Genomic DNA, 11,856 nt, shown 5'->3' with positions numbered 1-11,856 from the left:
AATGATAAAACGAGGTCTTTTCTTTTGGAAAGAGAAACTACTTTATTGAATCCGTCACACTCTCATTGGATTCTTTGAGTAAAATACCGATGGAATTACCTATGACCCGATGGCAAGGCATGGTTCTGGCAATCCTTCTCTTAATGGCAACCACGTTTGTACTCTGTCCTGTTGTACCTGCTCAGAATATTCAGGACGCTACGGTTTGGATAAACAAGGGAAAAGATGCTTTTCAAAAGAAGGATTATGTAAGCGCGATCGCAGCCTATGATCAGGCCCTTCTTCTGGATGAATATTACACAGAAGGGTGGAAATTACGCGGCGATGCGATGATGGAACTGAAGCGGTATGCAGAAGCTGCCGAATCATATGATCGCGCCATCACCATCGACAAGACGAATGCAGATCTCCTGGGAAAAAAAGGTCGTGCCATTTATGAGCTGGGAAATTATCAGGAAGCGCTGGATATCTATACAAGGGCCGTCTCTTTAAATCCCTATATCTTTCAGAATCAGGACGGATATGGAGATGTGCTTGCTGCCTTAAACCGGTTTACCGAGGCGGATTATGCGTATACCTCAGCTCTGAAGATAGATCCGAAAAATAATGCGACATGGAATAAAAAGGGAGAGGTACTTGCAAAGATGTACCGCAATGATGAAGCCATAGCTGCATTTAATCAGTCTATTCAGATCTATCCTGATTCTGCGGAGGTATGGAATAACCTCGGAAGCGTGCATTTTACCATGGGCAATATGAAAAATGCCCTGAATGCATTTGAAAAAGCAATATCACTGGATGAAAGTTACATCCCGCAGAAGTATAGTGATACATTAAACAGACTTGCAAAGGTGAATCCAGAGATCAGGAAAGCCACGACACATGAGGAGATAGAAATGCCGGCGATGAACGCTCCCTTTGTCATACCTCCGGCGATATTTGTTCTGAATTATCTCATGATCGGAATTGGTATCATTGCCATTATTATCCTCGGTGTCATGGGGGTTATAAAAAAGCGGCCAGTGAAAAAAGAGCAGGGATAACAATCAGGAATATCTGGAAAGGATCTCCTGAATTACTTTTTTCCGGTCAGTCTGTTTGATCTCACGTTTCTCCGGCAGTGATGGGCGAATTGTTTTGTAAAAGATACCGAGCGGGATCGGTCCTGGATCAGAATAGTTCCATTGCTGCCCGGTCCGGCAGGCCATATCAAACTGTGAAACATTTGCTTCAGATGTTTCGTATACCTGCTCATCATAGACGGAGGTCATGTTAAAGAAGGTTGCACAGATCTGCAGTACGTCAATATGGGCAAACCCTGGATGAGAGATGGCTTCGTGTATAACCCGTTTGAGGAGGGGGATATTCCGCGAGTATGCCCTCGCCACAAAGCCTGCCCCTGACCCGAGCAACACCTCAATAATATTCAGCGGGTACTCATGGATCCCGTTCGGGGTGGACCGGCCCTGGTAGCCATACGGGGATGTCGGGGTATATTGTCCGGTAGTAAGCCCATACACCCGGTTGTTATGACAGATAACCGTAATGTCGATATTTCGTTTTGCTGCATGGATCAGATGATCAAGTCCCTCTGCATAGAGGTCTCCGTCTCCAGCAAAACAGACGACTTTCAGATCAGGATTTGCCATCTTAATCCCGGTAGCAACAGGGATTGTCCTTCCATGCAGGGAGTAAAAACTGTTTAAGTTAAAATAATCCACAATTTTGGCATGACATCCGATGCCTGAAACCAGGACAAACTTCTCTTTTGGAATACCCTCTTTCTCATATTCTTCGATAACATATCGAAACGCATGCTGAATTGCAAAATTTCCACACCCCGGGCACCAGGTGTTTTTTGCTTCAGATACCAGTGTTGCGTTCGGACTCATAATACCCTCCTGATCCTGGTTTCCAGTTCTTCAATCGTCGAAGGTCTTCCGTCATACCGCAGGATGATCTCATCTGGGACAATACCATGCTCTTTGAGAATTTTGTCTATCTGCCCTGTTGCACTCTCTTCAACCACAATGATCCTGTCAACTCCCTCCAGAGCAGCCATAAAGGTCTTTATCGGGAAGGGTTCGAGGATAAGAGGGGATACAAACCGGAATGAGTTATCTTTTGCAATCTCCGCCACCTGTCCACGGACAGAACCCCATGCAATAACACATACCGGTGCTTTTTCATTCCCGGTAATTCTTATACTCTCCGGCTGGTCTGTATACTCTTTCAAAGCCAGCTCTTTTCGTTTTCTCTTCTCAACCATGGCAATGGTTATCTGGGGGTCTTCTGTTGTGATGCCTTTGAAATCATGGGTATAACTGTTTACTTTTACAACCTCACCAGGATGTGGGGGGGCAAGAAGGGGTGAGATACCATCAGGCATATCCTCATACCGGTGATAGGGAAACGCAGGAGCAGAGACCCGGTGAGGGGGGAGGTCCGGCAGATCAGCCGATCCGGTAAAGAGCCCCTCCGAGAAGGTTTTATCGGATATGATAAATGCAGGGACCTGAAATTTCCATGCAATACGAACCGCCTCCGCTCCGAGAAAGATTGCTTCTTCAGGTGTTCCGGGAGCTGCTATCCAACGGGGAAATTCTCCCTGTCCTGCATGGCGGATGAACATCAGGTCAGATTGTGCGGTATATGTCGGCAGTCCGGTTGATGGGCCGGTTCGTTGTGAGACGACGATGACGATTGGAATTTCTGCCTGCCCAGCAAGGGAGAGTCCTTCGGTCATCAGACAGAAGCCCCCGCCAGATGTGCCGACCGCTGCCTTCTTTCCGGCATAGGAAAACCCGAGTGCCATGAGGATGACTGCTATCTCACTCTCCGGATGATATACCTGAATCCCTGCCTCATCTGCAATTGAAGCGAGAAAATGCAGGATGCCTGACGACGGGGTCATCGGATAGGCCACATAGGCATCAAGCCCGCCGGCCAGAAGGCCAAGTCCAATCCATTCATTACCTGAAAGGAAGGGTTTTGGAGAACCCCCGGGGATACCCAGTTTCCGGGATGGTGAGAGTATGTCCCAGGCGGCCCGGGCAATCTCAAGATTTTTCTCTGTTTTCTTAGGATTCTTTCTTTTCAGGACCGGTTCTATCCTGTCCCATGGAACACCAAGATACCTGAACAGGGCACTGATCATAGCGGTATTTCCCATGATCGGAATCCCCTGGTGGGTGTTTATCAGTTGGCCAAGCGGTATCTCAAGGCCTGGTGCCTTCACCCGGTCGGCATCAGAGATGATGATCCCGTCATCTGACAACCGGCCTTTATGAAGATCAGCAGTCTGCTGATCAAAGGCGATGATGACATCCACCCCGGATCGGAATGCTGTCACCGGATACTCTGCAGCACGAATGATACAGAAGTTATGCCCGCCCCTGATGAGCGAGGGATAATCGACATACTGGTACACATGATATCCCAGTGAGGAGAAGACAGAACCGATAACCTGACCTGCCTGTGAGATGCCGTCTCCTGCTTTTCCTCCGATAAGGACTGAAAATTCTGCCACCGTACCTGCCTCTCTGTGGGAACTGTGCTTTATATGGTAATCAATATTGCCACCGGATGAGAGGGATGTATACGATCTCTCTGTATAAAAACAAAAAATATATTGTGATATTTTATTCTATAGTGAAACCATAGAAACTCCGGGAATATTGTGTAATCAAAATAGGGATACCAGTAATTTTATATGGTATCAGATCCTGGTCATATACATGCGCGTTTTATCTCTCTCCGGAAGTCATGTGAAGAAGGGCAATACCGGTCTGCTTATCGGTTATCTGAATGAGCAGATAGAAGAGGCCGCCATTGAAGATCTCAAGATGAAATCGGTGTCCCTGGCTGGTGCAAAGATAGGTCCCTGTAAGGGATGCAGAAAATGCATGGAGGCCGGATATTGCGTGGTGAAGGATGATTTCAATTCTATTGCCAGAAAAATGCTCAAAAGTGATCTTATCATCATCGGCTCACCTGTGTATTTTCAGGATGTATCTGGTCGTGTAAAAAATTTCATCGACCGGACGTATTCTCTCTGGCATGACCGGCAGCTCAAAGGCAAAAAGGTCATTCCGGTCGCAGTCAGTGCGGTCTCCGGAGAAGATCGTGCCCTGGAGACCATCCGCATATGGGCACAGGCTCATGAGATGAAGATAATCAGGTCAGTACACGGGCATGGGTACAAGAGAGGTGAAGTACTCAGAGATCAAGAGGCCAAAGATGATGTAATAACAGTAGTCCATGATCTTGTCGGGGAACTGAAGTCAGAACACTGATGATTTCCGTTATCCACGGTGAGTATCAATCTGTAACTTGGTTCTGAAGGTTCTGAAGAATGAATCCTTTTCAGACTCGACGGCCCATATCTCCAGTGAGCAGTCTGATATGCAGGAGACCGATAAAACAACCCTGTCTTTTTTCCTGATGAACTCCGCCTTCTCAATACGCCGGTCATGACTACGGTCAAGGTTTTCAGCAATTCTGAGCAGGAGAGAAAGAACCCTGACTATTCTCCGGTCGGTCCGGTCCAGTTCCTGAAAAGGATTGTCCCGTTGCCGCGGTAGTTTTTTCCGGTGATATCGTGCAATAAGACCGATCATCAGAACCTCATGCTGGTTAAAACCAAGAAGGGGAACCTGTGTTATCAGATAGAAGGAGTGCTGATGATGGTTGGAAAAAGAGATAAACTGCCCGACGTCATGGAGATATGCCGCATGTGAAAGGAGTTCTTCTGCTTCGTCATACGATGGAAAAAGTCCGGCTCTGATCCCTGAGTGGTAGAGTTGCAGAGAGAGTTTGACAATATGGGAAGCATGAGGCTCATCAATATGGCAGAGCCGGCCCAGGTGCCGTACGGATCGTTCCCGTATGGAAACAGGTTCCGCATGGGGAAAGCCCGGGATCCGGGTGATGTAATCAACGAGCAGGCCGTCCCGAAGAGAGCGGGATGACGTATACACTCCTTTGAGCCCGCTCACCTTTACTATCTCATGAAGAATAACTGCCCCTGCGATGATTATATCTGCCCGGTCAGAATTCAGGCCCGGGACCTCTTTGCGCATGTGCAGCGGCAGATTTGAGAGATATCTGATAAGAATATCCAGTTCTTCGATACTGATAAAACCGGGAATATGAGACGAAACACATGGTTTATGTGATGCAGCGACAGTTTCAAGGGAGAGGATGGTTCCTGAACTACCAATCGCCCTGGTGATATTCCAGGTGTTTATGTGCCTTGCAATATGCACGATCTCATGCTCAATCCGCCTTCTCAAAGAAAAGAGCATGTGCTGTGATACTCTTCCATCTTTTTCAGCCTGTACAAACATACCCGTTGTTCGGATAGCTCCCAGTTTCAGACTTCTCAGAAAGAACGGTTCATGCTGATCTCCGACTATAATCTCTGTCGATCCACCCCCGATATCGATAAAGAGAGCCGTTTCACCTTTTAGGTCAATCCCGCTTGATACGCCTAGCCATATCAGCCTTGCCTCCTCTGCCCCGGAGATGATATGAATCTGCACACCGGTAAGGTCCTCAATCCGGTTGCAGAGTTCCTCACCATTTGATGCCTCCCGTGTTGCAGATGTGGCAACAGCGACAAATTCTTCGGCCCCCCTGCTTTTTGCAAGTTCAATCAGCCGGACGATTACACCTGTAGCCCGCTGCATGGCTGCATCGGTCAGCCGGTTATCAGTAAATTCCCCTTCTCCAAGTCTGATTACCTCTTTCTGCTGGGTAACGAGAGTGTATGATCCGTTCTGATTCAGTCTCACAACAAGAAGACGAACGGAATTCGTCCCAAGATCAATAAATCCAATAATCCGTGGAGTATTCAGGTGCATGAAAGACAAATCCTGCGATGGGTAAGTTCTTGTAAAAGCATGCTTTTCTCTGCAAAGACTGGTAAATCATAGTAGAATGAGGTTTTACAGGTACAGGAGAGTACAATCTCTTCTGATGCAATAAAGCAGCGAATTTCTCTGACCAGATTCTGATGTGCCCGATCAAGGACGTCAGCTACCCGGAGGATGCCGGAGCACCAGGAAACAATCTGCTTATCATCCTCACAGAGTTCTTTAAAGACGGCATGATCAGGCCTTGGATGAGACTTCCGGTGGTATCGTGCAATTAACGCAATTATCTTTCTCTCCCTGGATGTCAGGTTCATTGTTGTATCATTGAGGATTATGTCCCGTGATGCTTTATGATGGGGCTTATCTGCTATACTCCAGCCAATATCGTGGAGAAGAGCTGCCGCTTTTAATAAATCCCGGGTATCAGGGGGCAGATGGTGCAGGGGGCGTAAATCGTCAAATAACATACCTGATAACCGGCATACCTGTTGTGCATGAGGAGGATCCGGGTCCAGCCTGTCTGAATAGTCCTGGATAACCGGCCAGACCGATCTCTTCATCAGACCGAATCCTCCGGTTCGGATACGATATCCAGGGGCTTTCCTTCGGAGACGATCCTGGCAAATGAATCAGGAAGGTGGCGGTTTCTGATGGCATCAATTGCCCGGTCAATATCATACGGTACCCGTACATGAACGATTGAGAGCGGGTCTAATGTCAGCAGGGCATAGCAAGCACGGGGATCGCCATCTTCTGTTCTCCCGACACTCCCGCAGTTCACAAATACCACATTATCAATCTCCCTGATGGACGGGAGATGGGAATGACCGGTTACAATAATATCTGCCTTTGTCTTTTGTGCAATCTCACGAAACCTTGACTCCGGCGTCTCCTGGACAAGATATTCAGTAAGCGAATCAGGGCTTCCATGGGTGACCAGAATGGTAGTTCCTTTTACCCTCAATCTATATTCCCTCGGAAGCCCTGCGAGGTAGGCACGATTCTCCTTTGAGAGATGATGGTATGCAAACCGCATCGCGATCTGCTTGTCTCGTGACCTGGGCCTTCCTGTCTTCCATTTTTTCACAAGGACTGCCTGGTCATAATTTCCAATAACCGAGAGGACATGTGATGAACGAAGAGATGATATGACCTCGTCAGGAAATGCACCATATCCAATACTATCACCAGCATTGAGTACTGCCGTAGCACCCTTCTGCCGTGCATCAGCAAGTACCGCCTCAAGGGCAGGAAGATTTGCATGAACATCTGATATCAGGGCAATCGTAACCGGCCCGTCATGGCACTGGTCTGAACGTTCCTGGAATGAATGATGGACAGGAATTGATACCTTTTCCATCAGCTCGTCCCAGAATCCCTCCTGTTTGAGTGAGTCCCAGAGGGTATGCAGTTCGGAAAAAAGTTCTGCCCTTTTCTTCTTCCGGTTATCAAGGAGTTTATATAACCCCTCCTGGAGGATAGAGAAAAAGTCAGAATTTCCAAAATACCTGAGTGCTCGTTTCTTCTCATCCCTGATGAAGAGGGGGATTTTCTCAATCCAGACATCGCAGTCATGCATGTCACCAAGAACATCCTGAAGATTTTTAAATGTCTTAATCTCGGTTTTCAATCCGCATTCAAACAGACCTGCGAACGACTCCAGGGTATATCTAAGTCGTTTTGCAGCGATCCGCATCTCATGGTGACGATGGATATTATCAGGTTCTAAAAGCCAGGGTTCATACCAGAAGAGATCGGAGATGGCGGTCATGATATTGACAAACGCCTGTTCATAGGAGAATGGAGAAACGTCTCCACCATCCTCAATCTCTGCTCTGACCTTCAGTTCATGCAGGCAGGTCGTTATTGATTCAAGAACCGCTGTCTTTTCCAGTTGGTCGACGGCGCTGACAAGATCCGGTTGTATCTGTTGACGCCGGGTTTTTAATCGGTGGAGCAGACATTCCAGACCTGGTCTGTGTATATCAAATGAGGTGCATGAAAGAAGGCTCTCAGATACGGATTCCTCACCGGTTTTCCCTTCTGTCACTCTGAAAAAGAGCGGGTGATACGAACGTTCATTCCCTTCATTATCAGGTTTATTGTCTGCTAATGGGGAGGAATAGTAGAATACCTCTCCCTGACAGGAGTCCCTGCATTGTTTCGCAATAAATGAACTGATAAAATCAGTCTGGACATCCAGGTCACGAGCCTCACCAAGTGACCTCGTAATGTTTCTGATGGTGCGTCTCCATCTTTTAACATTATGAGACGGGAGGCAGGGGGAGAATATGGTAAGGCATGCCCTGAGCCGTCGGGTTGCAACCCGTGCCCGATGGACATATTCGATATCATCTGCCGTTTTGACTCCTGATAACTCCTGCTGTAATGATCGGAGGAGCGGAAGCATCGTCAGAGCAGCATACCGGGAAAAAGCAGGATCCTGTGTATGTCTGTGATCACATCTCATCAATTTCCTCCCGTACTGGAGCAGTAGGCAACCTGGTATGTATGGTATATGGGGGAGCCTATTTCACTCCTTTGATCCTGCTGCCATCCGTCGTGTGAACTGAAGTCAGGGGTTATTTCTCCACTTCAAGGCGGTAACAGTAGTCAGCAGCAGAATCTCCTGTTGTTTTTTCTTTCTTTTTGTCATAGAGGGCGGCTGAAAGGATGGCTTTTATTACCATGGCTATTGAGAAGATACATATTCCCAGCACGACCCACATCAGAAGTGAGACATGGTCAGATATGACCGGAATATTTCCAATCAGGTATCCGCCTCCGACAAGCCCTCCGGTCCAGAGTATTGCACCGGTGACATTATAGAACAGAAACCACTGGTAGTGCATCTTCCCGATCCCAGCCAGGAACGGAGCAAAAGTCCTGACAATCGGGACAAACCGTGCGATAACGATGGTTGCCCCCCCATATTTCTCAAAGTAGTGATGTGTCTTTTCCAGCCATTCTTTATGAATGAATGCAGAAAGCCGACCCTCCATGATCTTACACCCGGCATATCTGCCGATCCAGAAGTTTGCCGTATCTCCGATGATTGCAGCAAGCCCGATAATAAGAAGCAGAACCCAGATATTAAGGATCCCGGTTCCGGCAAGGGCTCCTGACACGAAGAGAAGCGAATCTCCTGGCAGGAACGGGGTTACGACAAGTCCTGTCTCACAAAAGATGATGAGAAAGAGGACGGCATAGATGAGGAGTCCTAATTCGCCGGCCATCTGCTCAAGTGATGAATCAATATGAAGAATCAGATCAATGAGGGTTACGTCCATATCTGCGGATCTGTTCCCTCTCCGGGGCAATAGGGTTTCCCATACCGGAATCAGGGATAAAAAATATGATCAGGAACATCAAGCGTCTTTATGGGTCATAATTCACCATCCAGGTCCCCATCCGGGTGAATCAGAAAGACTCCGTGATGACGGTGCAGGTATTTGAGTATCTTCGTGGACTCATGCCATCGCTGGTCAAGCTGGTCTATCATCTGGTCGATCTCCCTCACCTGTGCGAGTATCGGTCCAGCTCTATCACCAAGAGTCAGTTCTGCCTGTCCTGCGATAACGGTGAGAGGATTTCTGACCCCGTCATTTAATATGGCTAATTCGGCAAGATTTTTCTGAATCTGAATGATAACTTCTTCTTTCTGGGATTCGATACGTTTTTGCTCTGAAATATCGGTGAACGTCCACAACGTCCGCACTCCCATATCAGGCCCTCCTGTCAGCATCTTTGCTGATAGTATGACCGGGATCTCTCTTCCGGTCGAGTGGAGGATGATAAGTTCGGATTCATACATTGATCCAAATTCAGAGATATCAAGGAGGAACCGTTGAAAATCATTGAGACACTTTTCAGGAATATAGGTCATGAACGATCTGCCAATAACCTCGTTCCTCTCATATCCCATCAGTCTTACCCAGGCCTCATTCACCTCGATTATCTCCCCTTTTTCATTCAAAGACTGGTACGGAACCGGGGCCTGTTCAAAGAGCAGACGAAACCGCTCTTCACTCTCCCGAAGTGCATCCTCTGCACTTTTTTTCGCAGTAATATCACGAAAACTCCACACCTTCCCGACTATCTCCCCATCAATCATCTGGGGCTGGGAGTACCGCTCATACATCTTCCCGTTCCGTAGTTCAATAATATCTATCCCCGGTCTGATTCCTTCTCTGATCCGGTAATCGGTGCGGTTGAAAAAATGATTCGGGTTTGTTATCTGCGGGAGGATATAACTGAGAATCGCAGAATAGTCCCCTCCTTCCACAAGATGATAGGGGATATTCCACATCTGAACAAATTTCCTGTTCCAAGCGCAAATCTTTCCTTCGCTGTCAACGACGATGATACCATCCGCGGTGGATTCAAGGGTCGAACGAAGTAACGCAGTGGTCTCTTTCACCCGTTTTTCCGCATAATATTTCTGAATGGCAAGGTTGATCTTTGAGTAAAGATCTGCAAATTCCCTGCCCGGCTCTCCTGACTTTTGCAGGTAAAAGTCTGCACCGTTATTGAGAGCATCGATAACAACATCTTCCCTGCCTCTGCCGGTATAGATGATGATCGGGCAGTCAAGTCCGCTCTGTCTTACCTCTTTTAAAAAATCAATACCATTTACATCAGGCATGTAGTAGTCAAGAACGATGGTATCATACCCTGTCTTTCTGACAAGATCTTTTGCTTCATCTGCAGAAGGGCATGTATCAACAAGCATTGATCCATAACTTTCCAGGTACATCCTGACCAGTTCTAGGATACCTGGTTCGTCATCTACATACAGCACGCGATACATGGGAGGTCCAGATTATTGAGTTATGAAAATTATGCAAATTATAATTGAAGATTCTGATCCTGAAAATGACCAGTGAATAGTAAAAGTACCGTCTATCTCTATAAATAAGTCTCCAGATGTCAGACATTCATATCTCTATGGCACTATAGAGATATCTGATGTCTCTATATTCTCTGGAGATAATCAGTTTAATATCTGGTTTCGTTATAGGTGTTGATACGTGAGTTACCATGGCTGGTAAGACTACAATTGTATCAGGAATTATCCTGATTGGACTATTTATTTGTGCCGTGCTCCTCTGCGGATGTACAGGGACAACTGAAACTGAAAAAACCACCCCGGTTTCAACCGGTGAAAACCCGCTGAAAGAAACAAAGGTTCAGCCCGGAGCAGCCGGTGTTCTGACGATTACCGGTTCAACCACTGTGCTTCCGGTCGCAGCGCAGGCAGCAGAAATCTATATGGATACTCATCCGGGTGTTGATGTGCAGGTCAATGGTGGGGGTTCCGGGGCTGGAGTCCAGTCGGCTGGAGAAGGGACCGCCATGATCGGAATGGCCTCCCGTGATCTGAAGAAAGAAGAGAAAGAGAAATATCCTGAGTTACTTGAGCATCAGATTGCCATTGATGGAATAGCCATCATCACTCACAAGACAAACCCGATCGCTTCTCTTACTCTTGATCAGGTAAAAGCTATTTACAACGGAAATATTACCAACTGGAAAGAAGTTGGAGGGAATGATGCATCAATTGTTGTCATCGGCAGAGACAGTGCATCAGGGACAAGAGAGTTCTTCCATGAGAAGGTTATGAACAAAGAGGATTTTGTTCCGACTCAGCTTGAAAAGAACTCAAATGGTGCGGTAAAACAGAGTGTTGCACAGACTCCTGCAGCAATCGGGTATGTAGGTCTTGGCTACATCGATGAGACCATCCACGCAGTGCCGATCCTTGTTGATGGAAAATCAATAATCCCCTCGATTGAATCGGTAAAGGACAAATCATATCCGATTGCCCGTCCGCTTAATTTCCTGACCAATGGTGAGCCATCCGGAATTATTGCTGAATTCATTGCCTTCATCGACAGTCCTGAAGGGCAGAAGATCGTTACTGAAGAAGGGTTTGTTCCCCTTACCAATTAAGCCCCCTTTTTTCCTTTTTCCTTTTTTT

General features: G+C 47.1%; 10 protein-coding genes. 3 read left to right on the top strand and 7 right to left on the bottom strand.

The features are described from left to right. Positions 1 to 101: 101 nt before the first annotated feature. Positions 102 to 1,043: a tetratricopeptide repeat protein gene (locus MHUN_RS15645; protein WP_158498244.1), complete on the top strand. Its 942-nt coding sequence runs from the start codon at positions 102 to 104 to the stop codon at positions 1,041 to 1,043. A gap of 3 nt (positions 1,044 to 1,046) precedes the next feature. On the opposite strand, the gene MHUN_RS15640 is transcribed toward MHUN_RS15645, so the two are convergent. Both MHUN_RS15640 and MHUN_RS15635 read right to left on the bottom strand, forming a co-directional pair. Next, the gene (locus tag MHUN_RS15640) at positions 1,047 to 1,892 is read right to left on the bottom strand and encodes a thiamine pyrophosphate-dependent enzyme (protein ID WP_011449933.1); all 846 of its coding nucleotides are present in this window, start codon (positions 1,890 to 1,892) and stop codon (positions 1,047 to 1,049) included. Further along, positions 1,889 to 3,529 (bottom strand): 2-oxoacid:acceptor oxidoreductase subunit alpha, encoded by a 1,641-nt coding sequence (locus MHUN_RS15635; protein ID WP_011449932.1) that lies wholly within the window; start codon positions 3,527 to 3,529, stop codon positions 1,889 to 1,891. Before MHUN_RS15635 ends, MHUN_RS15640 begins: the two co-directional genes overlap by 4 nt. A gap of 208 nt (positions 3,530 to 3,737) precedes the next feature. On the opposite strand from MHUN_RS15635, the gene MHUN_RS15630 reads away from it, so the two are divergent. Next, complete coding sequence (locus MHUN_RS15630; protein WP_011449931.1) at positions 3,738 to 4,295, top strand: flavodoxin family protein; 558 nt, start codon at positions 3,738 to 3,740, stop codon at positions 4,293 to 4,295. 9 nt (positions 4,296 to 4,304) lie between these two features. Here the strand turns inward: MHUN_RS15630 and MHUN_RS15625 are convergent, their stop codons facing one another. The 5 genes from MHUN_RS15625 to MHUN_RS15600 form a co-directional block, all read right to left on the bottom strand. Next, complete coding sequence (locus MHUN_RS15625) at positions 4,305 to 5,864, bottom strand: Ppx/GppA phosphatase family protein (protein WP_011449930.1); 1,560 nt, start codon at positions 5,862 to 5,864, stop codon at positions 4,305 to 4,307. After that, complete coding sequence (locus tag MHUN_RS17885) at positions 5,855 to 6,436, bottom strand: HD domain-containing protein (protein ID WP_011449929.1); 582 nt, start codon at positions 6,434 to 6,436, stop codon at positions 5,855 to 5,857. The genes MHUN_RS15625 and MHUN_RS17885 overlap by 10 nt, the downstream gene beginning before the upstream one ends. Beyond that, positions 6,436 to 8,346, bottom strand: coding sequence for a CHAD domain-containing protein (locus MHUN_RS17880; RefSeq protein WP_011449928.1), 1,911 nt, complete (start codon positions 8,344 to 8,346; stop codon positions 6,436 to 6,438). Before MHUN_RS17880 ends, MHUN_RS17885 begins: the two co-directional genes overlap by 1 nt. Before the next feature lie 112 nt (positions 8,347 to 8,458). Next, positions 8,459 to 9,166, bottom strand: coding sequence for a VTT domain-containing protein (locus tag MHUN_RS15605; protein WP_048067616.1), 708 nt, complete (start codon positions 9,164 to 9,166; stop codon positions 8,459 to 8,461). A 95-nt stretch (positions 9,167 to 9,261) separates the two neighbouring features. Further along, positions 9,262 to 10,686: a PAS domain S-box protein gene (locus MHUN_RS15600; RefSeq protein WP_011449926.1), complete on the bottom strand. Its 1,425-nt coding sequence runs from the start codon at positions 10,684 to 10,686 to the stop codon at positions 9,262 to 9,264. 230 nt (positions 10,687 to 10,916) lie between these two features. Between MHUN_RS15600 and MHUN_RS15595 the strand changes: the two genes are divergently transcribed. Next, positions 10,917 to 11,828, top strand: coding sequence for a phosphate ABC transporter substrate-binding protein (locus tag MHUN_RS15595; protein WP_011449925.1), 912 nt, complete (start codon positions 10,917 to 10,919; stop codon positions 11,826 to 11,828). The last annotated feature ends 28 nt before the right edge of the window (positions 11,829 to 11,856 follow it).

Source organism: Methanospirillum hungatei JF-1 (genome assembly GCF_000013445.1).
In the GTDB taxonomy this organism is placed as follows: Archaea; Halobacteriota; Methanomicrobia; order Methanomicrobiales; family Methanospirillaceae; genus Methanospirillum; species Methanospirillum hungatei.
Note: the sequence above shows the minus strand (reverse complement) of the source record. Positions and strands in the feature narration are given on the sequence as shown.

Excerpts from the sequence above, each read along its gene's own strand:
- MHUN_RS15625 (WP_011449930.1), bottom strand. The coding sequence starts at position 5,864 with ATGCACCTGAATACTCCACGGATTATTGGATTTATTGATCTTGGGACG.
- MHUN_RS17880 (WP_011449928.1), bottom strand. The coding sequence starts at position 8,346 with ATGAGATGTGATCACAGACATACACAGGATCCTGCTTTTTCCCGGTAT.
- MHUN_RS15640 (WP_011449933.1), bottom strand. The coding sequence starts at position 1,892 with ATGAGTCCGAACGCAACACTGGTATCTGAAGCAAAAAACACCTGGTGC.
- MHUN_RS15605 (WP_048067616.1), bottom strand. The coding sequence starts at position 9,166 with ATGGACGTAACCCTCATTGATCTGATTCTTCATATTGATTCATCACTT.
- MHUN_RS15595 (WP_011449925.1), top strand. The coding sequence starts at position 10,917 with ATGGCTGGTAAGACTACAATTGTATCAGGAATTATCCTGATTGGACTA.
- MHUN_RS15600 (WP_011449926.1), bottom strand. The coding sequence starts at position 10,686 with ATGTATCGCGTGCTGTATGTAGATGACGAACCAGGTATCCTAGAACTG.
- MHUN_RS15630 (WP_011449931.1), top strand. The coding sequence starts at position 3,738 with ATGCGCGTTTTATCTCTCTCCGGAAGTCATGTGAAGAAGGGCAATACC.
- MHUN_RS15645 (WP_158498244.1), top strand. The coding sequence starts at position 102 with ATGACCCGATGGCAAGGCATGGTTCTGGCAATCCTTCTCTTAATGGCA.
- MHUN_RS17885 (WP_011449929.1), bottom strand. The coding sequence starts at position 6,436 with ATGAAGAGATCGGTCTGGCCGGTTATCCAGGACTATTCAGACAGGCTG.